At 70.4% G+C, this 25,506-nt stretch carries 23 protein-coding genes; 10 read left to right on the forward strand and 13 right to left on the reverse strand.

The window, feature by feature from the left end; all coding sequences use genetic code 11:
• Positions 1–125 precede the first annotated feature (125 nt).
• Entirely contained in the window at positions 126–2,099 is a 1,974-nt protein-coding gene (locus OG589_RS29480) for an ABC transporter ATP-binding protein (RefSeq protein WP_405141055.1), read from the forward strand.
• A gap of 93 nt (positions 2,100–2,192) precedes the next feature.
• Here the strand turns inward: OG589_RS29480 and OG589_RS29485 are convergent, their stop codons facing one another.
• Both OG589_RS29485 and OG589_RS29490 read right to left on the reverse strand, forming a co-directional pair.
• Positions 2,193–3,644, reverse strand: coding sequence for a peptidoglycan D,D-transpeptidase FtsI family protein (locus OG589_RS29485; protein WP_405141057.1), 1,452 nt, complete (start codon positions 3,642–3,644; stop codon positions 2,193–2,195).
• Between the two features lie 123 nt (positions 3,645–3,767).
• Positions 3,768–4,181, reverse strand: coding sequence for a MerR family transcriptional regulator (locus OG589_RS29490; RefSeq protein ID WP_405141058.1), 414 nt, complete (start codon positions 4,179–4,181; stop codon positions 3,768–3,770).
• A gap of 80 nt (positions 4,182–4,261) precedes the next feature.
• Between OG589_RS29490 and OG589_RS29495 the strand changes: the two genes are divergently transcribed.
• On the forward strand, positions 4,262–5,191 hold the full coding sequence (locus OG589_RS29495) for an aldo/keto reductase (RefSeq protein WP_405141060.1): 930 nt from the start codon (positions 4,262–4,264) through the stop codon (positions 5,189–5,191).
• Positions 5,192–5,278: 87 nt separating this feature from the next.
• On the opposite strand, the gene OG589_RS29500 is transcribed toward OG589_RS29495, so the two are convergent.
• Complete coding sequence (locus OG589_RS29500; RefSeq protein WP_405141062.1) at positions 5,279–5,935, reverse strand: TetR family transcriptional regulator; 657 nt, start codon at positions 5,933–5,935, stop codon at positions 5,279–5,281.
• A 70-nt stretch (positions 5,936–6,005) separates the two neighbouring features.
• Between OG589_RS29500 and OG589_RS29505 the strand changes: the two genes are divergently transcribed.
• Complete coding sequence (locus OG589_RS29505; RefSeq protein ID WP_405141064.1) at positions 6,006–7,331, forward strand: GH1 family beta-glucosidase; 1,326 nt, start codon at positions 6,006–6,008, stop codon at positions 7,329–7,331.
• A 12-nt stretch (positions 7,332–7,343) separates the two neighbouring features.
• Here OG589_RS29505 and OG589_RS29510 read toward each other — a convergent pair whose 3' ends face one another.
• Positions 7,344–8,243: a coiled-coil domain-containing protein gene (locus OG589_RS29510; RefSeq protein ID WP_405141065.1), complete on the reverse strand. Its 900-nt coding sequence runs from the start codon at positions 8,241–8,243 to the stop codon at positions 7,344–7,346.
• A 396-nt stretch (positions 8,244–8,639) separates the two neighbouring features.
• Here OG589_RS29510 and OG589_RS29515 point away from each other — a divergent pair, with 396 nt between their 5' ends.
• A complete protein-coding gene (locus tag OG589_RS29515) occupies positions 8,640–10,076 on the forward strand; it encodes an aldehyde dehydrogenase (protein WP_405141067.1) in 1,437 nt (478 codons plus the stop codon).
• Between the two features lie 152 nt (positions 10,077–10,228).
• Here OG589_RS29515 and OG589_RS29520 read toward each other — a convergent pair whose 3' ends face one another.
• Together OG589_RS29520 and OG589_RS29525 are read right to left on the reverse strand one after the other, a co-directional pair.
• Complete coding sequence (locus OG589_RS29520; protein WP_405141069.1) at positions 10,229–11,356, reverse strand: acetate/propionate family kinase; 1,128 nt, start codon at positions 11,354–11,356, stop codon at positions 10,229–10,231.
• 65 nt (positions 11,357–11,421) lie between these two features.
• A complete protein-coding gene (locus OG589_RS29525; RefSeq protein WP_405141071.1) occupies positions 11,422–12,228 on the reverse strand; it encodes an alpha/beta hydrolase in 807 nt (268 codons plus the stop codon).
• Between the two features lie 506 nt (positions 12,229–12,734).
• Here OG589_RS29525 and typA point away from each other — a divergent pair.
• Positions 12,735–14,588 carry a translational GTPase TypA gene (gene typA, locus OG589_RS29530; RefSeq protein ID WP_405141073.1) on the forward strand — a complete coding sequence of 618 codons (1,854 nt, stop codon included), beginning with the start codon at positions 12,735–12,737 and terminating at the stop codon, positions 14,586–14,588.
• Positions 14,589–14,835: 247 nt separating this feature from the next.
• Here the strand turns inward: typA and OG589_RS29535 are convergent, their stop codons facing one another.
• The 3 genes from OG589_RS29535 to OG589_RS29545 form a co-directional block, all read right to left on the reverse strand.
• Positions 14,836–15,729, reverse strand: a complete 894-nt coding sequence (locus OG589_RS29535) for a polysaccharide deacetylase family protein (RefSeq protein WP_405141074.1) — start codon at positions 15,727–15,729, stop codon at positions 14,836–14,838.
• 30 nt (positions 15,730–15,759) lie between these two features.
• Positions 15,760–16,065: a hypothetical protein gene (locus OG589_RS29540; RefSeq protein ID WP_405141075.1), complete on the reverse strand. Its 306-nt coding sequence runs from the start codon at positions 16,063–16,065 to the stop codon at positions 15,760–15,762.
• Between the two features lie 151 nt (positions 16,066–16,216).
• Positions 16,217–16,798, reverse strand: coding sequence for a helix-turn-helix domain-containing protein (locus OG589_RS29545; protein WP_405141077.1), 582 nt, complete (start codon positions 16,796–16,798; stop codon positions 16,217–16,219).
• A gap of 83 nt (positions 16,799–16,881) precedes the next feature.
• Here OG589_RS29545 and OG589_RS29550 point away from each other — a divergent pair, with 83 nt between their 5' ends.
• Positions 16,882–17,718, forward strand: a complete 837-nt coding sequence (locus tag OG589_RS29550) for an EamA family transporter (RefSeq protein WP_405141078.1) — start codon at positions 16,882–16,884, stop codon at positions 17,716–17,718.
• Positions 17,719–17,765: 47 nt separating this feature from the next.
• On the opposite strand, the gene OG589_RS29555 is transcribed toward OG589_RS29550, so the two are convergent.
• Positions 17,766–18,158, reverse strand: coding sequence for a RidA family protein (locus OG589_RS29555; protein ID WP_405141080.1), 393 nt, complete (start codon positions 18,156–18,158; stop codon positions 17,766–17,768).
• A 124-nt stretch (positions 18,159–18,282) separates the two neighbouring features.
• On the reverse strand, positions 18,283–18,879 hold the full coding sequence (locus tag OG589_RS29560; protein WP_405141081.1) for a sigma-70 family RNA polymerase sigma factor: 597 nt from the start codon (positions 18,877–18,879) through the stop codon (positions 18,283–18,285).
• 284 nt (positions 18,880–19,163) lie between these two features.
• Between OG589_RS29560 and OG589_RS29565 the strand changes: the two genes are divergently transcribed.
• Positions 19,164–20,237 (forward strand): PLP-dependent cysteine synthase family protein, encoded by a 1,074-nt coding sequence (locus OG589_RS29565; RefSeq protein WP_405141082.1) that lies wholly within the window; start codon positions 19,164–19,166, stop codon positions 20,235–20,237.
• Here OG589_RS29565 and OG589_RS29570 read toward each other — a convergent pair whose 3' ends face one another.
• Positions 20,238–21,233 (reverse strand): ABC transporter substrate-binding protein, encoded by a 996-nt coding sequence (locus OG589_RS29570; protein WP_405141083.1) that lies wholly within the window; start codon positions 21,231–21,233, stop codon positions 20,238–20,240.
• Between the two features lie 106 nt (positions 21,234–21,339).
• On the opposite strand from OG589_RS29570, the gene OG589_RS29575 reads away from it, so the two are divergent.
• Genes OG589_RS29575 through OG589_RS29585 form a run of 3 tightly spaced genes read left to right on the forward strand, consistent with a single transcriptional unit; the run spans position 21,340 to position 24,274 of the window.
• On the forward strand, positions 21,340–22,371 hold the full coding sequence (locus tag OG589_RS29575; protein WP_405141084.1) for a FecCD family ABC transporter permease: 1,032 nt from the start codon (positions 21,340–21,342) through the stop codon (positions 22,369–22,371).
• Entirely contained in the window at positions 22,368–23,480 is a 1,113-nt protein-coding gene (locus OG589_RS29580) for a FecCD family ABC transporter permease (protein ID WP_405141086.1), read from the forward strand. Before OG589_RS29575 ends, OG589_RS29580 begins: the two co-directional genes overlap by 4 nt.
• Positions 23,477–24,274 carry an ABC transporter ATP-binding protein gene (locus OG589_RS29585; protein WP_405141088.1) on the forward strand — a complete coding sequence of 266 codons (798 nt, stop codon included), beginning with the start codon at positions 23,477–23,479 and terminating at the stop codon, positions 24,272–24,274. The genes OG589_RS29580 and OG589_RS29585 overlap by 4 nt, the downstream gene beginning before the upstream one ends.
• Positions 24,275–24,320: 46 nt before the next feature.
• Here OG589_RS29585 and ftsY read toward each other — a convergent pair whose 3' ends face one another.
• A complete protein-coding gene (gene ftsY / locus OG589_RS29590; protein WP_405141090.1) occupies positions 24,321–25,499 on the reverse strand; it encodes a signal recognition particle-docking protein FtsY in 1,179 nt (392 codons plus the stop codon).
• Between the last annotated feature and the right edge of the window lie 7 nt (positions 25,500–25,506).

A 25,506-nucleotide genomic window follows, 5' to 3' on the forward strand; every position in this document is an offset into this window, starting at 1 on the left:
ACTCCGTATTGACCGGCTCGGCTCGGCATAAGCGGACGTACCAAAGTAATTGCCACTTTCAACTTGAATGCCCGCCTTTACGGCGACGGCTTTAAACTGTCGGTGCCGCCGGTCACACTGCGAGCATGGCCGACCTTCCCCCGGAAACCCCCGCCCCGGACGGCTCCACCCCCAAGGGGCCGCCTCCCGGCGGCCCTGCCACCGATGACGCGCTGGTCGACCTCGGCGAGGTCAACTTCAACGACTGGAACGCCCACATCGTCACGATGACAGGCGTGGGCTTCCTCACGGTGGCGCGCAGGCTCCCGGCGCTCATCGGCCACGCCGTCCGCATGGCCTGGCAGGCGAGCCCACGCGACACCGTGGCCACGATCTCCCTGAGCGTGCTGGGCGGCGTCTTCACCGCCTTCGGGCTGCTCGCCACGACCGGCGTGCTGCAGGCGCTGTTCTCCGCGGGCCCGACTCCCGACCGCGTCAAGGCGGCCCTGCCCAGCCTGCTGCTCGTCGGCGTGGCCGCCACCCTGCGCACGACCCTGGAGGCCGGGGCCGGGTGGGCGCAGTCCCGGCTGGAGCCACAGGTCGGCCGCATCGCCGAGAAGCAGCTGTACGAGCTGACCAGCCGCGTCGACCTGATCTGCTTCGACGACCCCGACTTCCACGACTCGCTGCAGCGGGCACGCATGCGCGGCGTGACCATGGTCGACACCGTGGTCAACTCGGCGATCGACCTGCTCACCGGGCTGATCGGCATCGGCGCCGCCGCCGGCGTGCTCGGCATCCTGCATCCCGTGCTGCTGCCCCTGCTCGTGCTGGCCGTCATCCCCGACGCCTGGGCCGCCGTCCGCTCCGCCCGCATGCGCTACACCACGATGTACTCCCTGATCCCCGTCCGCCGGCGCAAGTGGATCCTCACCGAGCTCATGGCCGACAGGGAGACCGCCGCCGAGGTCCGCTCGTTCACCATGCGGGGCTTCCTCATGCGGCTGTACGACGCGGTGGCCGGCGCCGAGCAGGATGTCGTCGTCGACCTCGCCCGGCGGCAGACGGTGGCGAGGGTCGTCGGTGAGGCGCTCGGCGGCATCGGCACCGCCGTCGTCTACGTCGCCCTCGGCGTCCTGCTGGCGATCGGCGCGGTCCCGCTGGCCGTGGCCGGCACCGCCGTCCTCGCCATCCGCTCTGGTCAGAGCTCCCTGGCCAACCTGATGTACTCCACCAACCGCCTGTACGAGGAGGGCCTCTACTTCACCGACTTCCTCGACTTCTGCGCCGAGGCGCGTGGCCGCATGGGCCCCGCACGACCTCGCGGGGCGCCCCCCGAGTTCCAGCGCATCACGGTCGACGATGTGACCTTCAACTATCCGGGGAAGGACGAGCCCGCCCTCGACCACTTGTCCATCCACATCGACAAGGGCGAGGTGGTCGCGCTCGTGGGCGAGAACGGCTCGGGCAAGACCACCCTGTCCAAGATCCTCGCCGGGCTGTACGACCCCGGGAGCGGGCACGTCCGGTGGGACGATGTGGACATCGTGGACGTCGACCAGGAGGAGCTCCGCCGGCACATCGCCGTGATCGCCCAGGACCACACCCGCTGGCCGCTGACGGCGAAGGACAACATCTCCATGGGTCTTGAGAAGGGCGAGGAGGCGCTGCTCTCCTCGGCGGAGGTCGCTGGGGCCGACCAGGTGATCGCCGAGCTGCCGCACGGCTACCGCACCCTGCTCGACCGCCGCTTCAAGGACGGGCACGAGCCCTCGGGCGGCCAGTGGCAGCGCATCGCCGTGGCCCGTGGGTTCTACCGCGACGCGCCGCTGCTGATCTGCGACGAGCCGACGGCGGCACTGGACGCCCGCGCCGAGCACGCGCTCTTCGAGCGCATCCGCAGGCACGCCGACGGCCGCACCGTCCTGCTCATCACCCACCGCCTGGCCAGCGTGCGCTACGCCGACCGCATCTACGTCCTCGACCACGGCAAGGTCGTCGAGCAGGGCACCCACGACCAGCTCATGATCCACGACGGCATCTACGCCGACCTCTACAACATCCAGGCCAGCGCCTACAACACGGCCGGCGACAGGAAAGGGGCCCCAACCCAGGTCTGACCCTGGCACTCCCTGCAGGCTCTAGTCCGGCCTGGTCTTGCCACCGCGGACGCCGTCGACGGTACGTCCGCACCGGGCGGCGTACCTGGAGGTCTACAGGACGGCCTTCATGATGGCTCTGGCGATGGGGGCCGCCGTGTCGCCGCCGAAGCCGCCGTTCTCCACCAGCACGCCCACGGCCACCCTCGGCCGGGCCGCGGGGGCGAAGGCCGTGAAGACCGCGTGGTCCCGGGCGTCGGCGGCGTTCTCGGCCGTCCCGGTCTTCGCGGCGATGTCGACGCCCGAGATGGCGGCGGCCGAGCCCGTGCCCCCGGGCTGGGTGACGGTGACCATCATCGCGGTGAGCCGGTCGGCCACCTCCCTGGAGACCGTCCTCGGGTACCTCACCGGGTCGGTCACCGAGACGACCGTCCCATCGCGCAGCCGCACCTCGTCGACCAGGTACGGGCGCATCAAGGCGCCGCGCGCCGCGACGGCCGCCGAGATCATCGTGATCATCAGCGGCGTGACCCGGTCGTCGTACTGCCCGATGGCCGACATGGCGGTCTGCGCGTCGTCCAGGTTCGAGGGGTACACGCTCCTGGCCACGGGGAGCGGTATCGCCAGGCGGTCGCCGTTGAACCCGAACGCCTCCGCCTGCGCGCGCAGCGCGTCCTGCCCGAGGCGGAGCCCGAGCCCCGCGAAGGCGGTGTTGCACGAGAGCTGGAAGGCCCGGGCGAGCGTCGGCCGGCCGTTGCCGCAGGCCTCGCCGCCCGCGTTGCGCAGGGTGGTGGAGGTGCCGGGCAGCCGCAGGCCGACGGGGGCGCTGACGACCGTCTCCGGCGAGTAGTAGCCGGTGCCGAGCGCCGCCGCGGCAGTGATGATCTTGAACGTGGAACCCGGCGGGTAGGTGCGGCTGGTCGCGCGGTTGAGCAGCGGCCGCGTCGGGTCACGCCTGAGCCGCCTGTCGGCCTCCTCCAGTTGCCTGGTGTCGAATGTGCTGTAGACGTTCGGGTCGTAGGAGGGATAGGACGCCAGCGCCAAGATCGCCCCCGTCGCCGGGTCGATGGCGACCGCGGCCCCCTTGTGCCCGGTGGCCATCAGCCCCTCGTACGCGGCGCGCTGGGCCCTGCCGTCGATGGTCAGCCTGACCGAGGCCCCCTGCTCGACCCCGTTCGTGATCAGGGAGCGCAGCCTGACCTTCGGGTCCGTGCCGGACAGCACACCGTCCTCCGCCAGCTCGACCCCGGTGGCGCCGTACATGGACAGGTGGCCGGTGACCGGGGCGTACATCGGGCCGTCGGTGTAGACCCGCCGGTACCTGTACCTGCGGTCGCCCGGCCTCCCCGTCGCGACGACGGTGCCGTCGCGCAGCAGGATCTCGCCGCGCGGGTGCGCGAAGCGCTCGATGGTCGGACGCAGGTTGCGGGGGTCGTTCGCGAGCGTCTCGAAGCGGAAGGCCTGGATGAGGGTCACGTTGGCCATGAGCGCGAACGCCATGACCGCGCATCCCACCGCGACCCGGCGCAGCGGGATGTTCATCCGCGTGGCGCGCGGTCCGGCCATGCTTGCCTCCGCTCCCCTCCCCCTCTGCTACCGGTGTAGCAGCCGGTTGCGAAAGAGGCGCGTACACCAGGGCAAAGGGGAGTTACGGGTCGGCGGGCCGAGCTTCCGCACGGCAGCGCGCGATCAGCTCGGCTGGGGCTCCTCGACACGCTCACAGGCGGACGGGGCCTCGGAAAGGGCCTGCACGTCGCGGTAGTAGCCGATCTTGCGCCGGAGCGCAGCCTGCTTCTCCTGGAGCTGGGCGATCTGCGCCTGGACCTCGCGGTCGTGGGCCTCCAGCAGCGTGATGCGGTCCGGGATGCTGGTGTCCCCGCTGCGGACGAGCTTGGCGAAGCGCAGCATCTCGGCGATGGGCATCCCTGTGTCACGCAGGCACCTGACCATGCCGAGCCATCCGAGGTCCTCGTCGGTGAACCGCCTCTGGCCGGCGGCGTTCCGCTCGACCGGCTCAAGGAGGCCGATGCGCTCGTAATAACGCAGGGTGTCCAGGCTGAACCCGGTCTCCTCCGCGGCCTGTCCCGGGGTGTAGACGCTCACCCGACGAGCATGACACCTGGAGTGGGCTCCAGGTCAAGCCTCTTGACCTGGAGCCCACTCGAGCGGGCAGGGTGTGCCGCATGACACACATCGCACTCGGGACCATTCCCTTCGGTACGACCGTCGACGAGGCGGCGTCGTTCGCGATCCTGGACCGCTTCACCGAGGCGGGGGGCACCATGATCGACACGTCGAACAACTACCCCTTCTGGCTGGAGGGCGCCAGGGGCGACGAGAGCGAGACCACCATCGGCAAGTGGCTGTCGTCGCGGGGCAACCGCGACCAGGTGGTGCTGAGCACCAAGTGCGGCGCGCGGCCGACCGTGCCAGGCGACCGCACGCTCGACTCCATCGAGGGCCTCTCCGCGCCGGCCATCACCAGGGCACTGGAGGGGAGCCTCGGCAGGCTGCGCACCGACCGCCTCGACGTCTACTGGGCCCACGTCGAGGACCGGGCGACGCCCCTTGCGGAGCAGGTGGCCACGCTCGGCGACCTGGTCGCGAAGGGCACGGTGCGGGCCGTCGGCGCCTCGAACCACCCCACCTGGCGGCTGGAGCGGGCTCGCGCCATCGCGCGGGCGAGCGACCTGGCCCCCTACACCCACGTTCAGCTCAGGCACTCCTACCTGCGCCCCCGGCCGGGCGTGCGGCTTCCCGAGGCGGCTCACGTGCAGGTCGGCGAGGAGGTGCTCGACTACGTACGGGCCGAGGGGCTGCGGCTGTGGGTCTACACCTCGCTGCTCACCGGCGCCTACACCCGGGCCGACCGCCCGATTCCCGAGTGGTACGACCACCCCGGGACCACGCGGCGGCTGGCGGTGCTGCGCGAGGTCGCGGGAGAGCTCGGCGCCACACCCAACCAGGTGGTGCTCGCGTGGCTGATCGGCCAGGGCGTCGTGCCGATCGTCGGCGCCAGCTCGATCGCGCAGCTCGACGAGCTGCTCGGGGCGCGGGACGTCAAGCTGGACGACGACCTGCGCGCCCGCCTCGACGACCCCGCCCTCGCCTGACCACGCGGGCCTGACCATGCGGACCTGATCACGCGGACCTGATCACGCGGACCTGACCACGCGGACCTGACCACGCGGGCGTCCACCTCACGGCTCGGGCAGGTGGTCGGCCAGGTAGCGGCGGACCAGACGCCTGCACTCGGCGATCAGGTCGGGGTCGCCCTCGGGGTGCACGCGGAAGGCGAGCTTCAGCACGGCGTCGGCCGCCTCCACGGCCACGATCAGCGCGCGGTCGAGGCCGGGCCCGGTCGGCGCCCCCAGAAGGTCGATGGTCAGAGCGCGGAGCCGGTCGGCGACGATGACGTTGTTCTCCAGCGCGGCGTCCAGCAGGCGGTTCGTGCCCTTGAGCGGCGGCCCCTCGGGGGTCGGCAGCACCTCGCCGAAGTCGACGATGGCGAACCCAGGCGTGCTGCGCTTCATGGCGACGAACTCGTCCACCGCCAGGTCGACGGCGTCGGTCCAGTCGGAAATGCCGGCCGCGCCCAGCCGGGCGGTGAGCCTCGCGAGGAACACGTCGAGGTTGCGCAGCGCGAGCGCCCGCACCAGCCCCTGCTTGTCGGGGAAGAACTGGTAGAACGTGCCGATCGGCACCTCTGCCCTGCGGGCCACTTCCTTCGTGGTGAGCGCTTCGTACCCCACCTCGTCGAGGAGCCGGGCGCATTCGTCCAGCATCCGCTCGACCCGCTCGACGCTGCGGCGCTGAGCGGGACGGCGGCGGAGCGTCCCTGCGGAGACGTTCGTCATGCCCCCATCATCCTCCCGAATCGGTTTCCTGGGCTTAACATGAGTTTCACTCATATCACCGGAGGTCACCATGTTCCTTTGGGGTACGGCTACCGCGTCCTACCAAATAGAGGGCGCCGTGGCGGAGGACGGCAGGGGAACGTCCATATGGGACACCTTCGCCCACGAGCCCGGCCGCATCAGGGACGGCCACACCGGGGACGTCGCGTGTGACCATTACCACCGGTGGTCAGAGGATGTCATGCTCATGAGTGCGCTGGGGGTGAACTCCTACCGGTTCTCGATCTCCTGGCCGAGAATCCAGCCCGAGGGCCGGGGGAAGCCCAGCGAGGCGGGGCTCGGCTTCTACGACCGGCTGGTCGACGAGCTGTGCGCACAGGGCATCGTGCCCGCGGCCACGATCTTCCACTGGGACCTCCCCCAGGCCCTGGAGGACCGGGGCGGCTGGCTGAACCGCGACACGTCCCTCTACCTGGCCGACTACGCGGGGATCCTCGCGGAGCGGCTCGCCGACCGGGTCCCGATGTGGATCACGCTCAACGAGCCGTTCATCCACATGGTGTTCGGCTACGCCCTCGGCACCCACGCCCCGGGCCGCACCCTGTTCCTCGACGCGCTGCCCGCCGCCCATCACCAGCTTCTGGGACACGGGCTCGCCGTGCGGGCGCTGCGGGCGAACGGGGCCGAACGGGTGCTCGTCACCAACAACTGCACGCCCGTCTGGCCCGCGTCCGGCTCGGCCGAAGACGCGCGGGCCGCCGAGGCGTACGACACCCTCCACAACCGGCTGTTCAACGACCCCGTCCTTCTCGGCAAATATCCGGACTTGTCGGCGTACGGGGTGAGCACGCTGGACGCCGTCCGTGACGGCGACCTGGAGATCATCGCCGAGCCCCTGGACGGCCTCGGCGTCAACTACTACAACCCCACCCGCATCGCCGCCCCCGCCCCAGGGCCGGACCCCGCGCCGCTGCCGTTCGAGGACGCCGGCATCACCGGCCACCCCACCACGGCCTTCGGCTGGCCCGTCGTCCCCGACGGCCTGCGCGAGCTGCTCGTGGGGCTGAGGGCAAGGTACGGCGACGCGCTGCCGCCGGTGTACGTCACCGAGAACGGCTGCTCGCAGGCGGACGAGCCCGGCCCGGACGGCGTGTTTGACGACCAGGCGCGCATCGCCTTCCTGGACGGGCACATCGAGGCCGTCCGCGCGGCGATCGCCGAGGGGGTGGACGTGCGCGGGTACTACGTGTGGTCGCTGCTGGACAACTTCGAGTGGGCCGAGGGGTTCAACCAGAGGTTCGGCCTCGTGCACGTGGACTTCGCCACCCAGAAGCGCACCCCCAAGGCCTCCTACCACTGGCTGAGGGACCGCATCGCGACCCTGACCCAGCCCTGACCACCGGGACGGCTAGAAGACCGACACGTGGACGTGGTCGTAGTGGTTGGCGGTGACGCCACCGCGGTCGGACATCGTCCGCCAGCCCGCGCCCGTGCGGATGTCGTAGTAGCGCTGCCGCCAGATGATGTACATGATGCCGATCTGGCGGCCGTTCTCGATGCACCACTGGGCCAGGGCGTCACCCCGGGCGACCGACGCGGCGTCGGGCATGCGGCCGCCCGTGCTCATCATGAAGTCGCAGGCGCGGCCCTTGCCGTGCTCGCCGGGGTCGCCTGAACGCAGGCATCCGACGCTGAACGGCATCGGGAAGTTCTGCATGATGAGGGCCCGGACGCTCACCATGCGCGCGGTCAGGCCGCTGGCCGAGCCCGGTGTCTGGAACCCGAACTTCTTGAGCAGCTGCTCGACGTCCTGCTTCTTGGCCTGGAGCTGCTTGATCTCCTTCTTGAGATCGACGATCTTGTCGTCGGCCTCCGCCTTGGCCGCCTTGGACTCCTTGACCAGGGCGCCGATGTGCTTCAGCCGCTGGTTCTTCTCGTCGGCGAGGTAGGTGACGGTGGCGACCTGCCCGAGGATCGTGTCGGGGTCGCCGCTGAACGTGAACACCTTCGGGCCGTCGATCGTGCCTGACATGTAGGAGTTGCGGTAGAACTGCGCGACCTGCTCCTCGGCGCGGGCCAGGTCGGCCCTGAGCTTCTTGACCCGCTCGCCGGCCTTCTGCGCGGCGTCCCGGGTGTCCTCCAGGCTCTGGATCTGGCCCCGGTAGGCCTTCTGCAGGTCGGCCGCCTGCTTGGTGAGCCGGTTGAGCTGGGCCTGGGGGCTGGGTTTGGCCTCGGCGGCCGGCATGGCGAGCACCGAGAACAGGCCGACGAGGACGGCGGCCAGCCCCATCACACGGCCTGATCGCATCAGCCCTCCCCACTTCAAGACGCCCCGAACTATAGAAGCCGATCTTCGGAGCTGTCACACGATCGGAAGAACCTACACACCCTTAGCGAACTATCTACCACTTTGGGAAGACGCAGGACGTGGGTTTCCCGGCAATGGGGCCCCACCCCGATCTCCCGGAGGCGGATGACGTTTGCGCTGATCGCCGGGTGCGCCGAGCTCGGCTGGCCGGGCGACCGATCTTACCGAGGGACACTCCCGGGAGCTCCCCACTCTTGCCAACCGGGACAGAACATGATTCTGTCTCAGCGACCGGGCGATGCGGCCCCTTGTGAGCCCGGGCCTCGGCGGCAAGACTAAAACAAGCAAGCATTCGGTCAAATAGAGACCCGGCCCGCCCGACCAGGAGGCAGACACATGCTTCAGCACGACCGTCTTTTCATCGGGGGCGACTGGGTTGCCCCCGCGGGCACGGCGACGATCGACGTCATCTCCCCCCACACCGAGGAGATCGTCGGGCGGGTGCCCGACGGCACCCCGGCCGACATGGACAACGCGGTGGCCGCCGCCCGTCAGGCGTTCGACCACGGGCCGTGGCCGAGGATGTCCATGGCCGAGCGCGCCGAGGTGGTCGGCAAGCTGGCCGGGCTGTACGCCGCCCGCCAGGCCGAGATGGCCGACGTCATCACGCTGGAGATGGGCAGCCCCATCACCTTCTCGCAGCTCGCCCAGGCCCCGCAGCCGCTCGGCATGCTGCAGTACTACAGCGAGCTGGGCAGGACCTTCGCGGTCGAGGACGAGCGGCCGGGCATGTTCGGCCCTGTCACCGTGCGCCGCGAGCCGGTCGGCGTCGTCGCGGCCGTGGTGCCGTGGAACGTGCCGCAGTTCGTCATCATGACCAAGCTCGCCCCCGCGCTGATCGCCGGGTGCACGGTCGTGGTCAAGCCCGCTCCCGAGACGCCCCTCGACTCCTACCTCCTCGCGGAGATGGTCAAGGAGTCCGGCATCCCGGACGGCGTGGTCAACATCGTGGCCGCCGGCCGCGAGGCGGGCGAGCACCTGGTCTCCCACCCGGGCGTCGACAAGGTCGCCTTCACCGGGTCCACCGCCGCCGGCCGCCGCATCGCGGGCATCTGCGGCGAGCAGCTGAAGCGCTGCAGCCTCGAACTGGGCGGCAAGTCGGCGGCGATCGTCCTGGACGACTGCGACCTCGGCGCGGCCATGGGCTTCCTGTCGATCGCGTCCCTCATGAACAACGGCCAGGCGTGCGTGGCCCAGACCCGCATCCTCGCGTCCTCCTCGCGGTACGACGAGGTGCTGCAGGCCGTGGCCGACATGGTCGGCGGCCAGCAGGTCGGCGACCCGTCCGAGCCCACCACCGGCATCGGCCCGCTGGTGGCCAAGCGCCAGCAGGAGCGGGTCGAGGGCTACATCAGGCTCGGCATCGAGGAGGGCGCGAAGCCGGTCGTCGGCGGTCTCGACCGGCCCTTCGACCGGGGCTGGTACGTCGCGCCGACCGTGTTCGCGGGCGTATCCAACGACATGCGCATCGCCCGCGAGGAGATCTTCGGCCCGGTGCTCTCGGTGATCGAGTACCGGGACGAGGCCGACGCCGTCCGCATCGCCAACGACAGCGACTACGGCCTGTCCGGCACGGTCTGGACCGCGGACACCGACCACGGCATGGACATCGCCCGCCAGGTCCGCACCGGCACGTACGGCGTCAACATGATGAACACCATGGAGCCGTCCGCGCCGTTCGGCGGGTACAAGGCCAGCGGCGTCGGGCGTGAGCTCGGCCCCGAGGGCCTGTCGTCGTACCTGGAGTACAAGTCGATCGCCCGCCTGGGCTGAGACGAGTGCGCAACCGCCGCCCAGCGCGCCCCCGCGTCGCTGGGCGGCGGCCCCGCAATACAAGGATGTCCGAGATCGCCCCCGCCAAGAGACATGCCCTGGTCTGGAATTCTCCTGGTGGATCTCATACCTCCTTTGGAGGTAGACGACATTTACTCGGAATAAGTTCGCGCCACTACGGCAGAAGTTTCCCTGGCGATCTCCAGCTCCTCGTCGGTCGGCACGACGGCGACGGCCACGGCCGAGTCGTCGGCGGAGACCAGCCGGGCCTCCCTGACCGACACGTTGCGGAACGGGTCCAGCCGGATGCCCATCGGTTCGAGGCCCGTGAGCGCGTTGCGCCTGACCATGGCGGAGTTCTCGCCCACCCCGCCGGTGAAGGCGATCACGTCCACCTTGCCGAGGACCGCGCAGTAAGCGCCGATGTACTTCCTCAGCCGGTGGATGTAGACGTTGTAGGCCAGGGCGGCCTCCTCGTCGCCCGACTCCACCCGCTCCATGACCGTCCGCATGTCGTTGTCGCCACACAGGCCGAGCAGGCCGCTTCGGTGGTTCAGCATCGACTCGACCTCGTCCGGCGTCATGCCGCCGCGGATCAGATGGAAGATGATCGCCGGGTCCAGGTCGCCTGAACGGGTGCCCATGACCAGGCCCTCCAGCGGCGTCATGCCCATGGAGGTGTCCACGCACCGCCCCGCCGAGATCGCCGAGGCGCTCGCGCCGTTGCCGAGGTGCAGGACGATCACGTTGGCGAGGTCCGGCTTGCCCACGAGGGCCGCCGCCGCGCGCGAGACGTAGGCGGTGGAGGTGCCGTGGAACCCGTACCGGCGCACGCCGAAGCGCTCGGCCACCTCGCGGTCGATGGCGTACGTGCGGGCGGCCGGCGGGATCGTGCTGTGGAACGCGGTGTCGAAGACCGCGACCTGCGGCAGGTCGGGCCGGAGCCGGCGCGTCACCTCTATGCCCGCGAGGTTCGACGGGTTGTGGAGCGGGGCCAGCGGGACGGCCTCTTCGATCTGCTTCACCACGTCGTCGTCGATCAGGGCGGGCCCGGTGAACGAGGGCCCGCCGTGGACGACCCGGTGACCGATCGCGGTCAGGCCGGCGGAGTCCATCGACACCTCGTCCGCCACGCGCATGAGGGCCGCCTCGTGGTCGGGGACGTCCGACCCGGGCTCGCCGATGCGCTCGATCTTGCCCCGCTTGGGCCGGGTGGGCCCGTCGAGGTCGATGAGCTGGTACTTCACCGACGACGACCCCGCGTTGATGACCAGGATCACTGGTCCACCCCCTGTGCCCGGAAAATGGTGACGATGTCCGGAACCGATGCCCCAGGAAAGGGCGGTTAACCGGCGGCGGGCGTCCCCGCAGGCCGGGGGCCCTCGTCGCGGCCGCCGCCCGCCGTCGCGTGGGAGACCCACGTGCCGACGCGCCTGATGAGGCCCGGAGTGGCGGAGGACTCCGCGTGGCCGTAGCCCGGCTCGATCCACAGCTCCTTCGGCTCCCGGGCGGCGTCGAAGAGCTGGTGGGCGTGCTCCAGGGGGAAGAACGTGTCGGCGTCGCCGTGGACGATCAGCAGCGGCGTGGGCGAGATGCGCTCGACCGCCTCGTACGGCGCGAGCGGCACAGGGTCCCACTTGCCCGACTGGATGCGGGTGCGCTTGGCCAGCCGCGCCGCCAGGCGCCCGGACGCCCTCTCGATGGCCCAGTGGACCTGCCGCATCGGCCGGGTGCCCCGGTAGTACCAGCGGGCGGGGCCGCTCACGGCCACCACCGCGTCCGTCCCCCCGTACAGCGCCGCTTGGCGCAAGGCAACCGCGGCGCCCATCGAGAAGCCGACGGTGGCCAGGCGGGCATAACCGACGGATCGGGCGTGCCGCACGGCCGCGTCGAGGTCGAGGACCTCGGCGTCCCCGACCGTGGAAAGGCCTCCCGACCGGCCGTGGCCGCGGAAGTCGAACGCCACGACGCCGCCGAAGCCGCTCAGCACGTGCGCGATGCGCCGCGTCGTCCCCTCACGCCAGGAGCCGGTGAACCCGTGGGCGATGACGATGCCGAGATCGGCGTCGCCTCGCGAGGGGGTGTGCGCCGCGTCGATCCGCACACCGTCCTTCGTGATCAGCGTCGCGGGGAATGCTGCGGCGAGAGGCATGGAACGAGCTTATTCGGGGCCGCGTCCGCACAGATCGACGAGGTGCGCCACGAAGCCGCGGCCGCCGGGGCGTCGGCCTTGGCCGCCATCGGCGTGACGCATCCGGTCACGAAGGCGCCGAGCACGAGTGCCCATACGACGAGCCGGCAGCGGTGTCCCATGTGCCGCCTGCACGGGAACGGGCCGAACGGCTCGGCGGCGCGGCGTGCGGAGGCGGCGAGTCGCGTCAGTCCTTCGTCCACCATGCTGGCATGTCTGCCCGGGCATGGCGGTGTTAGTCCAAAGTGCGCATTCCTTGACCATCTGTGGCAGGGCCCGTGATCTTCCGCTTCCGCGTCCCAGGCCTGGTCATACCGGGTTCGACGGGCGGGCCACAAACCTGTGAAATCTGTCGGAATTGCCCCTCTTTGCGCAGGCCCGGCACGTGGTGGTAACAGCGATCAACTAAAATGATGGAGGCCGCAGTGTCCGCGGCCGGCCTCCACGACCTTGAGCGAGACTCCATCATGCCTTTGAACAGCCGCGACGACCTGCGGAACATCGCGATCATCGCGCACGTCGACCATGGCAAGACCACGCTCGTGGACGCCATGCTCTGGCAGTCCGGGGCGTTCCGCGCCAACCAGGACGTCGACGAGCGAGTCATGGACTCCAACGACCTGGAGCGCGAGAAGGGCATCACCATTCTCGCCAAGAACACCGCGGTCAAGCACGGCGGCATGACCCTCAACATCATCGACACCCCGGGCCACGCCGACTTCGGCGGCGAGGTCGAGCGCGGCCTGTCCATGGTCGACGGCGTCGTGCTGCTCGTCGACGCCTCCGAGGGCCCGCTGCCGCAGACCCGGTTCGTCCTTCGCAAGGCCTTCGCCGCCAAGATGCCGGTCATCCTGTGCATCAACAAGGTCGACCGCCCCGACGCCCGCATCAAGGAAGTCGTCGACGAGGTGTACGAGCTCTTCATGGATCTCGACGCCACCGAGGAGCAGATCGACTTCCCGATCGTCTACGCCTCCGCCAAGGCGGGCCGCGCCAGCCTGAACCGTCCCGAGGACGGCGGCATGCCCGACTCCGAGGACCTCGAGCCGCTGTTCGAGACGATCACCAAGACCATCCCCGCGCCGGTGTACGACCCGTCCGCGACGCTCCAGGCCCACGTCACCAACCTGGACGCCTCCAGCTACCTCGGCCGCATCGCGCTGTGCCGCGTCCACCAGGGCACGATCAAGAAGGGCCAGCAGGTCGCCTGGTGCCGCACCGACGGCACCATCCAGCGGGTCAAGATCAGCGAGCTGCTGATGACCGACGCGCTGGAGCGCAAGCCGGCCGAGCAGGCCGGGCCCGGCGACATCATCGCCATCGCCGGCATCCCCGACATCATGATCGGCGAGACGCTGGCCGACCCCGACGACCCGCGCCCGCTGCCGCTCATCACGGTCGACGAGCCGGCGATCTCGATGACCATCGGCACCAACACCAGCCCGCTGGTGGGCAAGGTCAAGGGCTCAAAGGTCACCGCCCGCATGGTCAAGGACCGCCTCGACAAGGAGCTCGTCGGCAACGTCTCGCTGCGCGTGCTCCCGACCGACCGTCCCGACTCCTGGGAGGTCCAGGGCCGTGGCGAGCTGGCGCTCGCCATCCTGGTCGAGCAGATGCGCCGCGAGGGCTACGAGCTGACCGTCGGCAAGCCGCAGGTCGTCACCAAGACCATCGACGGCAAGCTGCACGAGCCGGTCGAGCGGCTCACGGTCGACGCCCCCGAGGAGTACCTCGGCGCGATCACCCAGCTTCTGGCGGTCCGCAAGGGCCGCATGGAGCACATGACCAACCACGGCACCGGCTGGATCCGCATGGAGTTCGTGGTCCCGGCCCGCGGCCTCATCGGCTTCCGCACCGAGTTCCTCACCGAGACGCGCGGCACGGGCCTGGTGCACCACGTCTTCGAGGCGTACGAGCCGTGGTTCGGCGAGCTGCGCACCCGCAACAACGGCTCGCTGGTGGCCGACCGGGCCGGCGTGGTCACCGCCTTCGCCATGATGAACCTCCAGGAGCGCGGCACGCTGTTCATCTCGCCGACCACCGAGGTCTACGAGGGCATGATCGTCGGGGAGAACTCCCGCTCCGACGACATGGACGTCAACATCACCAAGGAGAAGAAGCTCACCAACATGCGCTCCTCCACCAGTGATGAGACCGAGAAGCTCATCCCGCCGCGCTCGCTCTCGCTGGAGCAGGCGCTGGAGTTCTGCCGCGAGGACGAGTGCGTGGAGATCACCCCGGAGACCGTCCGCATCCGCAAGGTCGTGCTCGACGCCGCCATCCGCGGCCGCTCCGCCGCCCGCGCCAAGCGCGGCAGCTGAACGTTCCGGCGTTCCGAAGTCGCCGCCCGCCCCACTTGGCGGGCGGCGGCAAGTCAGGTTCAAGCCGCCTCCCACTCCCGGATGTGACGATCCATCCGGAGAGGGGGAATTGCCATGCAGATGGTTCCCGGCCGGCTGACGCTGGCCCTTGTGATCGCGTGGACGGCGTTCGCCGCGATCGTGCTGCTGCTCGTCTGAGTCGGCGGTCCGTACGGCTCGCGTCCGGGGAGACGCGGGCCGTGCCTGCTCAGCGGCGCTTCTTCTCCAGCTCCGGCTCGCCCGCCTCACCCGTGTAGCTCCTGCCCGGGGTGAGGCCCCGGGCCCCGTACAGCTCGGACACGGTCACGAAGGTGTAGCCCTTGGCCGTGAGCTCCCGCAGCAGGTTCGGCACGGCCTCGGCCGTGGTCCTGTGGATGTCGTGCATCAGGACGATCGAGCCCGGCCTGGCCACCGAGGCCCGCTGGACGACCAGGGCGCTGTTCCTGTCGCGCCAGTCGAGTGTGTCGAGGTCCCAGAGGATCTGCGCCAGCCCCTCGCGGGCGGCCTCCTCCGCCACCGTGGCGTTCGTCGAGCCGTACGGCGGACGCAGCAGCCGCATCGTGGCCCCGGTGGTGTCCTTGACGAGCTGCTGGGTGCGCTCAAGCTGGTCGCGCAGCGCGTCGTGGGACAGCGAGGTGAGCGACGGGTGGTCCCAGGAGTGGTTGCCCAGCTCGTGCCCCTCGGAGACCATGCGGCGCAGGTAGGACCTGGTCTGGGCGTTCACCATCTGCCCGACCACGAAGAACGTCGCCTTGGCGTGGTACTCCGCGAGGACGTCGAGCACCCTGCCGGTGTAGTCGAACGGGCCGTCGTCGAACGTCAGCGCCACGCACTTGACCTGCCCGCACGGTATGGAACGTTGAGGCGGCGCCACGATCGGCCGGGTGCCCGGCCATCCCGGCTGCTGGGCGATCACCCGCGCGGCCAGGAGCGCGGGGTCCACCGCCAGGCGGACGGGCGCGGACTTCCGCACCCGGACGACGTCATCCTTACGGCCCTGCTGGACGGGCGCCACCACCTCTCCGCATCCCGACAGTCCGAGGACCATCGAGAGCGTGAGCGGGAGCGACAGCCACAGGACTCCGACACGAAACACAGCCACCCGCACCCTCCCCCCGAACAGCGGCAGGGGTCACGGGTAGTTCTCGGCCGCTTCCCCTCGCAGGGTCTTGGCCAGCTCGTCCCACCAGGGAGGAGCGTCGGCCTGCAACTCCGCGTGACGACGCGCCACACGAATGGCGCATCCGACCGGATCTGTACCCAGATGGCGACGTTTCACCACACCCTCCTGCCAACGGTAAAAGCCATCACGAAACGTGACGACCAGCCCGATCCAGACAGAAAGGATGGCGTCTTCGCACACTTCGTATGCGTCCGTCACCCCCAGGCCGACGAGTTCCGCGCGGAGTTTCGCCATCGCCGCGCGGGAGTCAGTCACCTGACCACCTCCCGGCGACTTCCGGCCGGCCAGAGCGGTAAGCCTTCAGCGCATACACACCGATGATGTACCCCCATTGGACAGAGCTTTGCACCACCGTGAGCGAGACGTGATGTGACCGTGAGAAATCACTTGCGCACATCTGGTCGTGCTACTGGTCGAGGGTCTCTCTCGGCTCGGTGACGACCATGATGAAGCGGAGGTCGCCCTCCCCCTCGTTGGCGTAGCGATGCGGCCGGTCGGCGCTGAAGAGCACGGCCTCGTCCCGCCCGACGACGTGGTCACGGCCGTACACCGAGAGGGTGAGCTCGCCGTCGATGACGGTCAGCATCTCGCGCGTGCCCGCCGGATGGGCGTCGCCGTCGTGGTACTCCCCCGGCGCCAGGGTCCAGTCCCACAGCTCCAGGATCGCGGGGGCGTCCGATCCGACCAGGAGCCGGGCCGAGCCTCCCTTGTCACTGCGCCACAGGGTGACGACGTCCGAGGCGTGGACGACCCGGACGACCGGCGTGTCGGAGACCTCGACCAGCCGGGCGACCGTCACCCCGAGGGCGTCCGCGATGCGCGTCAGCGTGGTCACACTCGGGTTGGTGCGGCACTGCTCGATCTGGACGAGCATCCCCCGGCTCACCCCCGACCGGGCAGCGAGCGCGTCGAGGGTCAGCCCTCGGTGGGCGCGCTGGGCGCGGACGTTGTTGGCGATCGCCGCCGTGATGGTCTCCGGGTCCGGCATGAGTGCAGTGTAGTGACATTTGTGTGCAATGGATTATCCCAATATATTGCTCTATCAGTGCAATCTGTTGGGGGTGAGCGGGAATGACGGCGGTGTTGCTGGCGACCACCTGCGCCGTGATCTACGGCACGGCGGACTTCTTCGGCGGCCTCGCCACCCGGCGCTCCCGAGTGCTCGCCGTGGTCATGCTGACCCAGATCACCGGCCTGCTGTTCGTGCTCCCGCTGCTGCCCCTGCTGCCCGGCGCGCCGAGCATCGGCGCGCTCGCCTGGGGCATGGCGGCCGGCCTGTCCGGCGGGCTCGCCGTCATCATGTTCTACCGTGCGCTCGCCGGCGGCGTGATGTCCGTGGTGGCGCCCACGACCGCCGCCATGTCGATGGCGCTGCCCGTGCTGGCCGGCCTGCTGATGGGCGAGCGGCCCGCACCCCTCGCGCTGGGCGGGGTGGGGGTCGCGCTGGCCGCCGTGATCCTCGTCAGCCGCGACTCGGGAGGCTCCGGGGGGCGGGCGACGCTCGTCCCGATCCTGCAGTCCCTGGCCTCGGGCGCCGGTTTCGGCGGGTTCTTCATCCTGCTCAAGCAGGTGCCGGAGGACACCGGCATGTGGCCGCTGTTCGGCGCCCGCCTCGCCTCGGTGATCGTGGTCGCCCTGCTGGCCCTGTCGACCGGGCGTACGCTCCGGCCCGGCAAGGGCTCCCTGCCCACGATCGTCGCCGCCGGGGTCCTCGACATGGCGGCCAACGTGCTCTACCTGCTGGCGGCCCAGCGCGGGCTGCTCGCCCTGGTCGCGGTGCTCGTGTCGCTGTATCCCGCGAGCACGCTGCTGCTCGCGCGGTACGTCCTCGGGGAGCGCCTGAACGCGGTGCAGGCGGCGGGCGTCGGGCTGGCCCTCGGCGCCGTCGCCCTCATCGCCTCCGCGTAGAGGCCTGAGGCCCCGGAGCGCGGCGCGGGCCGCGCTCCGGCGCCGCCTCAGGCCTCCGGGGCGCGGTGCGCCGTGACCTCGATCTCGATGCGCATCCGGGGATCCGACAGGCCGCAGACCAGCATCGTGGCGGCCGGGCGCACATTTCCCAGGTACCGATGCAGCACCGGCCAGCACGGCTCGAAATCGGCCGGATCAGGCAACATGTACCGTACGCGGACCACGTCCGCGAAGGAGCATCCCGCCTCTTGCAGCGCGGCCTCGATGTTCCTCAAGCACTGCTCGGCCTGCTCCACGATGTCGCCGGAGATCGTCATGGACCGGTAGTCGAACCCGGTGGTTCCGGATACGTGCACCCAGTCGCCGTCGACCACCGCGCGCGAGTAACCGACCTCTTCCTCGAAGGTGGAACCGCTTGAGATCAATCTCCGTGTCGTCATGGCGAGCACCGTAGGACAGGGTGAGGGGTACGTCTATGTGAGATCGATCTCGGCTGTGCCCAGGCATGAAAAAGGCCGGTACGGCGCACGCCGTACCGGCCTCTTTCTGAACTGTTCGCCGGTGTCAGGCCGCCTGGAACTGGGGGGACGGGCGCAGGGCGCCCTCCTCGTGGGCGTAGCCCTCCAGCATGGTCCTGAGCTGGCGCCGGCCACGGTGCAGGCGGGACATCACGGTGCCGATGGGCGTGCCCATGCGCTCGGCGATCTCCTTGTACGCGAACCCCTCGATGTCGGCGAGGTAGACCGCGACCTTGAAATCCTCGGGCAGCGACCGCAGGGCGTTCATCACGACCGTGTCGGGAAGCTGTTCCAGCGCCTCGGTCTCGGCGGACCGCAGGCCCGTCGACATGTGCGACTCGGCCGCCGCGAGCTGCCAATCCTCGATGTCCTCGGCGGCCGACAACTTCGGCGACCGCTGCTGCTTGCGGTAGTCGTTGATGAAGTTGTTGGTCAGGATGCGGTGCAGCCACGCCTTGAGGTTCGTACCGGGGCGGAACTGGTGGTACGACGTGTACGCCTTCGCGACGGTCTCCTGCACCAGGTCCTCTGCGTCAGCGGTGTTGCGGGTGAGGCGCATGGCGGACGCGTAGAGCTGGTTCGTCACGGGCATGACGTCGCGCTCGAACCATGCCTGCCGCTGCTGTTCGGTCATCGAGATCATCTCATCCCCCTCATGCCTGCTGTCCCCCGTTACCCATCCGGCATGAACCCATGCAGGCCCGGTAACCGCTTTACTCCATCTGACGGCTGATCACATGCTCACGGTTCACCTATAAGGGTGACGTTAAGGGTATTAGCTGGTCAGGAGGGTCTTGAAGCGATTGGCCCGGGGTGGCGACTTCACACCCGAGGCCGGACAAGTTTCATTATAGTAACAGATAACACCCATAAGGTGAAAAAGTGTGGTAAGGGTCACATAGATCGGGCACCCGATAGCGTAGAGCCATGAAGTACGTGGACAGGCATGATCCGGCAACGCGTGCGTGGGTGTCCGAGGCCATCCGCACGGTGGAGGCGGACGCCAACCGCAGCTGCGACACCCACCTGCACATTTTCCCGCTCCCGCCGAGCTGGGGCATCGAGCTCTACCTCAAGGACGAGTCGGTGCACCCCACCGGGTCGCTCAAGCACCGCCTGGCCCGGTCGCTGTTCCTGTACGGCCTGGCCAACGGCTGGATCGGCCCCTCCACGACCGTCATCGAGGCCTCGAGCGGCTCCACGGCGGTCAGCGAGGCGTACTTCTCCCGCATGCTCGGCCTGCCGTTCGTCGCGGTGATGCCCGCGTCAACGTCCCCCGAGAAGATCGCGCTCATCGAGTTCTACGGCGGCAAGTGCCGGCTCGTCGACGAGCCTGGGGCGATCTACGAGGAGTCCCGCCGGCTGGCCGAGGAGACCGGCGGCCACTTCATGGACCAGTTCACCTACGCCGAGCGGGCCACGGACTGGCGGGGCAACAACAACATCGCCGAGAGCATCTACCAGCAGATGTCCCTGGAGCGGCATCCGGAACCGGCGTGGATCGTCGTGGGCGCGGGCACGGGCGGCACGTCCGCCACGATCGGCCGCTACATCCGCTACCGCCGCCACCAGACGCGCCTCGCCGTGGTCGACCCGGACGGGTCGGCGTTCTACCCGTCGTGGACCGAGGGCGACGCCGGCATGACCGCCTCCGGCTCCCGCATCGAGGGCATCGGCCGCCCCCGGGTGGAGCCCTCGTTCCTGCCCACGGTGATCGACCGCATGATCCAGGTGCCGGACGCCGACTCGATCGCCGCGATGCGGTGGGTCCGCGAGGTCACCGGGCGCGACGTCGGCGGCTCCACCGGGACGAACGTCGCCGCGGCCGTCCAGCTCATCAGGGAGATGCGCGAGAACGGCGAGCGGGGCAGCGTGGTGACCCTGATCTGCGACGGCGGCGAGCGCTACCGCTGCACGTACGGCGACGACGGCTGGCTCGCCGAGCGGGGCATCGACATCGAACCCTCGCTCGGCGAGCTCCGCGCCTTCCTCACGTTCTGATCAGGCGCGGGCGGCGTCCACCTTGAAGGCCGCGGCGAGGTCGTCGAGGATCACGTGGGCGCCCTGGATCCCGCAGGCGGTCATCCACGTGACGTCGTCCACCTCGTGCCGCTCGCCCTTCAGCCTGCTCCACAGCGGGTTGGCCTCGAACTTGGCCTGGATCTTGCGGGCGTCGCCCTTGTCGTCGGGGTAGGTGGCGACGAAGATCTGGTCGGCGTCGAGGTCGGCGATCCGCTCCTCGCTGATGTTCACGGCGATCGTGTCCGTGGTGGTCGGCTGGCCCTCCGGGCGGGGGAAGCCCGCGTCCTTGAGGACGATGCCCGAGTAGGAGTTCTCCACGTACAGCCGCACCGTGGGCTCGCCGGCGAAGCGCGCGATCGTGACCGTCGGCATCGTGCCGCCGTTCCCGGCCTTGACCGCCTCGCCGATCTTGGCCGCCCGCTGCTCGTACGCCGTGATCTTCTGCTCGGCCAGGTCGTCCTTGCCGAGCGCCCTGCCCATCAGCCGCAGGTTCTCCTTCCACAGGGCCCCGGTGGTCTCGCTGAACACGGTCGGGGCGATCTGGGACAGCTTGTCGTACAGGGCCTCGTGGCGGACCTTGGCGGAGACGATCAGGTCCGGCTTGAGCGCGATGATCTTCTCCAGGCTGGGCGCCTCCAGCGTGCCCACCACCTGGGCGTCCTTGCCGTACTGCGCGGCGCTCGCCCCGAGGTAGTCAGGGAGCTTCTCGGTGAGCGCCCGGTAGGTCGTGAAGCCGACGACCTCGGTGTCCAAGGCCAGCACGGCGTCGACGAAGCTCTGGTCGAGCGCCACCACCCGCTTGGGCTGGGCGGGGACCGTGGTCTTCCCCATCGCGTGCTCGACCACGACAGGGAAGGCGCCGGCGCTCGCGGGCGCCTTGCCTGCGCCCTCCGTGGCCACCGGGTCCGCGGACCCGCATCCCGCCAGGCCGATCAGTACAGCGGCGGCCACACCCAGGGCGCTCAGCGCTCGCATAGAAGTCCTCCAGAAATAGTAAGGGTTGCCTAAATTAGCTTAGGCAGCCCTAACCTGACATACTCGGGACGATTCAGCAAAGACAGGACACGGCAAAGGGGTGGTCATGGCGGCGGTGGCCGTGGAGCGCCCGCGTGACCTCCGTGCCCGCCCGGTCCTCGTCCTGATCGGGCTCGCCCTGGCGGTGCTGGCCTCGGTCGTCCTCAGCGTCACGATCGGGGCGAAGCCGGTCTCCCCCGGCGACGTCTGGCAGGCCCTGTGGAGCCCGTCCGGGCAGGAGAGCGACGTCATCGTGCGGAGCCTCCGCGTCCCCCGTACGGCGCTCGGGCTGCTCGCCGGGCTGGCGCTGGGCGTCGCGGGCGCGCTGATGCAGGGACACACCCGCAACCCCCTGGCCGACCCCGGGCTGCTCGGCGTCACCCAGGGGGCGGCGTTCGCGATGGTGCTCAGCATCGTGGTCTTCCGGCTGAGCGGCGTCTACGGCCACATCTGGTTCGGCCTCGCCGGCGCCCTGATCGCCAGCGCCGCGGTGTTCGCCATCGGGCTGGCCGGAGGCCGCGGCGGGCCGTCCCCGGTCACCCTGGCCCTGGCCGGCACCGCCGTCAGCGCGTTCCTGTACGCGCTCACGTCCACGATCGTCCTGCTCGACCAGCAGGCCATGGACATGTTCCGGTTCTGGCAGGTCGGGTCGATCGCCGGGCGGGACGCCGCGGTGGCCGGGCAGGTCCTGCCCTTCGTCGTCGCTGGACTGGTGCTCGCCATGGCCAACGCGCCCGGCCTCAACGCCCTGGCCCTCGGCGAGGACGTCGCGCGGGCCCTCGGCCAGAACATCGCCCTGACCAGGGCCGCCGGCATCGCCGCGATCACCCTGCTCACCGGCGCCGCCGTGGCGGCCTGCGGGGCGCTGGCCTTCGTCGGCCTGATCGTTCCCCACCTGGCCCGCGCGCTCTCGGGGCCCGACCACCGCAGGCTCCTGCCGTACTCCGGGCTCGCCGGGGCCGCACTGCTGCTGCTCGCGGACGTCATCGGGCGGGTCGTGGCGCGTCCAGGCGAGCTGGAGGTCGGGGTCGTGCTGGCCCTGCTCGGCGCGCCCTTCTTCGTCGCGCTCGTCCGCCGCACGAGGCCGGTGCGGCTGTGACCGCCGCGAGGCCGGTGACCGCCACGAGGGAGCACGGATCCGTCCGGCTCGCGCACCAGCGGCCCCTGCGGATCGGCCGGGCCTCGTGGCTGCTGCGCCCCCGAGGGCTCGTCGTCACCGTGACGGGCTTCGCGCTGCTGCTCCTGCTGATCGCCCTGAACCTCCGTCTGGGCGACATCCCCATGGACCTGGCCGAGGTCGTGCGCACGGTCCTCGGCGGCGGCACGGGAGGCGGCCGCCTCGTGATCATGGAGCTCCGCCTGCCCCGGGCCCTGACCGGGGCCCTGGTGGGCGCCGCCCTCGGCATCTCAGGAGCGATCACCCAGGCCATCGCCCGCAACCCGCTGGCCAGCCCCGACATCCTGGGCGTCACCTCCGGGGCCAGCGTGACCGTCGTGGCGCTCACCGTGGCGGGTGGAGCCGCCTACGGCGGCGCGAGCGGCACCCTGGCGTCGGTCGGGATCCCGGTGGCGGCCCTGGTCGGCGGCCTCGCCGGCGCGCTGCTCGTGTACGGGCTCGCGTGGCGCCGGGGGCTGGACGGCTACCGCCTCGTGCTGGTGGGCGTCGGGATCGTCGCGGTATTCACCAACCTGAAGTACTGGCTGCTCACGGCGGGGGACGTCAACGACGCCACCCGGGCCATGGTGTGGATCAGCGGCTCCCTGCACGCCAGGGGATTCGAGCACGTGGTGCCGGTGGCGGCCGCGCTGGCCGTGCTCGTCCCCGTGACCCTGCTCGGCACCCGCGTGCTCGGCGCGCTGCGGCTGGGCGACGACACCGTGCGGGGGCTCGGCGTGCGGCTCGACCTCGCCCGGGCGTCCCTGCTGCTGGCCGGCGTGCTGCTCGCGTCCGTCGCGACCGCCGCCGCGGGGCCCATCGCCTTCGTCGCCCTGGCGTCCCCGCAGATCGCCCTGCGGCTCGCGGGGGTCGCCCAGCCGCCGCTGGTCGTCTCGGCCGTCACAGGGGCCGTGCTGGTCACCGGGGCCGATCTGGTGGCGAGGACGCTGACCCCGGTCGAGCTGCCCGTCGGGGTGGTCACGGCGGTGCTCGGCGCCCCGTACCTGATCTACCTTCTCGTCCGCGCGCGGCGCACCAAGGGTGGCATATGAGGCTCCAGGCCGTCGATCTCAAGCTCGGCTACGGCGATCGGCTGATCGTGGACGGGCTCGACCTCGGCATCGAGACCGGCACGGTGACCACGATCATCGGTCCCAACGGCTGCGGCAAGTCCACGCTGCTGCGGGCGCTCGGCCGCCTGCTCAGGCCGGTGTCCGGGCATGTGCTGCTGGACGGCAGGCGTATCGACCGGACGCCGAGCAAGGAGGTGGCGAGGGTCCTCGGCCTGCTGCCCCAGGCCCCGGCCGCGCCCGAGGGGCTCACCGTGGCCGACCTCGTGGCCAGGGGACGCCATCCGCACCAGGCGTGGTACCGCCAGTGGTCCGAGGACGACGAGTCGGCGGTCGAGGAGGCCCTGCGGATGACCGGCCTGCTCGACCTCGCCGAGCGTCCCCTGGACGAGCTGTCGGGCGGCCAGCGCCAGCGGGCGTGGATCTCCATGGCGCTGGCCCAGGGCACCGGCCTGCTCCTGTTGGACGAGCCGACGACCTTCCTGGACCTGGCTCACCAGATCGACGTGCTGAACCTGGTCACGCGCCTGCGCGACGAGGCCGGCCGTACGGTCGTGATGGTGCTGCACGATCTCAACCTGGCGGCCCGTCACGCCGACCGGCTGATCGCCATGCGCGACGGCCGGGTGATCGCCGCGGGTACGCCGCACGAGGTGGTCACCGAGGCCATGCTGGAGAAGGTCTTCGAGCTGGAGGCCAAGGTCATCGCCGACCCCGTCGCGGGGACGCCGATGGTCGTCCCCATCGGCGTCCTCGGGCACACCCGCTCTCGCTGAGCCGGCTCCTCGCCCGGGCGGTGGCCGGGGCGAGGAACCGCTGGGATCAGTCGCCGAGGATGGCGTCGATGAAGACCTCGGCGTCGAACGGAGCCAGGTCGTCGGGGCCCTCGCCGAGCCCCACGAGCTTGACCGGGACTCCCAGCTCGCGCTGGACCGAGATCACGATGCCGCCCTTGGCCGTGCCGTCGAGCTTGGTCAGCACGATGCCGGTGATGTTCACCACCTCGGCGAACACCTGCGCCTGCCGCAGGCCGTTCTGGCCCGTGGTGGCGTCCAGCACGAGCAGCACCTCGTCGACCGTGGCCTTCTTCTCGATGACCCGCTTGACCTTGCCCAGCTCGTCCATCAGGCCGGTCTTGGTGTGGAGGCGGCCGGCGGTGTCGACGATCACGGTGTCGACCTTGTCCTCCATGCCCTTGCTCACGGCGTCGAAGGCCACCGACGCGGGGTCGGCGCCCTCGTCCTTGCGCACCACCTCGGCGCCGACGCGCTCGCCCCAGGTCTGGAGCTGGTCGGCGGCGGCGGCCCGGAAGGTGTCGGCCGCGCCCAGGAGCACCTTGCGGCCGTCGCCGATGAGGGCTCGGGCGAGCTTGCCGGTGGTCGTGGTCTTGCCGGTGCCGTTGACGCCGACGACGAGCACGACGGCGGGCCGCTCACCGTGGGGCGCGGTGTGCAGCGTGCGGTCCATGTCGGCGCCGATCTGGGTGAGCAGCTGCTCGCGGAGCAGCGCCCGCACCTCGCCGTGGCCGCGGGAGCCGAGCACCTTGACCTTGGTGCGCAGCTCCTCGACCATCGCCCGGGTGGGCCCGACGCCCACGTCGGCGGTGATCAGCATGTCCTCGATCTCGTCCCAGGCGTCGTCGTCCAGGCGGTCGCGGGAGAGGAGCTCGAGCAGCCCCTTGCCGAGCGCGCTCTGCGAACGGGCCAGCCGGGCGCGCAACCGCACCATGCGGCCAGCCGACGGCGGCGGGATCTCGATCGCCGGCGCCGGGGGAGCCACGGGCTCGGCCGGCTTGGCGGGCGGAGGGATGGTGGTCGTGGCGGCGTCGTCCTCGACGACGCCGGTGGTCGGAGCCTGTTCGCGCTCGGGGAGCGTCGGCGCCTCCGGCGGCCTGACCGGCGGAGCGTGCCTCTCCCTGGGCCGGAAGAGCAGGAACATGCCACCCGCCGCGAGCAACGCGACGAGCAGGACGATCACGATGATGCCGAGGTACCCATCCACAAGATGT

Origin of the sequence: Sphaerisporangium sp. NBC_01403, from assembly GCF_045040145.1 — a bacterium.
GTDB classification, from domain to species: domain Bacteria; phylum Actinomycetota; class Actinomycetes; order Streptosporangiales; family Streptosporangiaceae; genus Sphaerisporangium; species Sphaerisporangium viridialbum.

What these genes read in the sequence shown, in the direction of transcription:
- OG589_RS29480 (WP_405141055.1), top strand. Translation starts at nt 126, where the DNA reads ATGGCCGACCTTCCCCCGGAAACCCCCGCCCCGGACGGCTCCACCCCC.
- OG589_RS29485 (WP_405141057.1), bottom strand. Translation starts at nt 3,644, where the DNA reads ATGGCCGGACCGCGCGCCACGCGGATGAACATCCCGCTGCGCCGGGTC.
- OG589_RS29495 (WP_405141060.1), top strand. Translation starts at nt 4,262, where the DNA reads ATGACACACATCGCACTCGGGACCATTCCCTTCGGTACGACCGTCGAC.
- OG589_RS29500 (WP_405141062.1), bottom strand. Translation starts at nt 5,935, where the DNA reads ATGACGAACGTCTCCGCAGGGACGCTCCGCCGCCGTCCCGCTCAGCGC.
- OG589_RS29505 (WP_405141064.1), top strand. Translation starts at nt 6,006, where the DNA reads ATGTTCCTTTGGGGTACGGCTACCGCGTCCTACCAAATAGAGGGCGCC.
- OG589_RS29510 (WP_405141065.1), bottom strand. Translation starts at nt 8,243, where the DNA reads ATGCGATCAGGCCGTGTGATGGGGCTGGCCGCCGTCCTCGTCGGCCTG.
- OG589_RS29515 (WP_405141067.1), top strand. Translation starts at nt 8,640, where the DNA reads ATGCTTCAGCACGACCGTCTTTTCATCGGGGGCGACTGGGTTGCCCCC.
- OG589_RS29525 (WP_405141071.1), bottom strand. Translation starts at nt 12,228, where the DNA reads ATGCCTCTCGCCGCAGCATTCCCCGCGACGCTGATCACGAAGGACGGT.
- typA (WP_405141073.1), top strand. Translation starts at nt 12,735, where the DNA reads ATGCCTTTGAACAGCCGCGACGACCTGCGGAACATCGCGATCATCGCG.
- OG589_RS29545 (WP_405141077.1), bottom strand. Translation starts at nt 16,798, where the DNA reads ATGCCGGACCCGGAGACCATCACGGCGGCGATCGCCAACAACGTCCGC.
- OG589_RS29550 (WP_405141078.1), top strand. Translation starts at nt 16,882, where the DNA reads ATGACGGCGGTGTTGCTGGCGACCACCTGCGCCGTGATCTACGGCACG.
- OG589_RS29555 (WP_405141080.1), bottom strand. Translation starts at nt 18,158, where the DNA reads ATGACGACACGGAGATTGATCTCAAGCGGTTCCACCTTCGAGGAAGAG.
- OG589_RS29560 (WP_405141081.1), bottom strand. Translation starts at nt 18,879, where the DNA reads ATGATCTCGATGACCGAACAGCAGCGGCAGGCATGGTTCGAGCGCGAC.
- OG589_RS29565 (WP_405141082.1), top strand. Translation starts at nt 19,164, where the DNA reads ATGAAGTACGTGGACAGGCATGATCCGGCAACGCGTGCGTGGGTGTCC.
- OG589_RS29570 (WP_405141083.1), bottom strand. Translation starts at nt 21,233, where the DNA reads ATGCGAGCGCTGAGCGCCCTGGGTGTGGCCGCCGCTGTACTGATCGGC.
- OG589_RS29575 (WP_405141084.1), top strand. Translation starts at nt 21,340, where the DNA reads ATGGCGGCGGTGGCCGTGGAGCGCCCGCGTGACCTCCGTGCCCGCCCG.
- OG589_RS29585 (WP_405141088.1), top strand. Translation starts at nt 23,477, where the DNA reads ATGAGGCTCCAGGCCGTCGATCTCAAGCTCGGCTACGGCGATCGGCTG.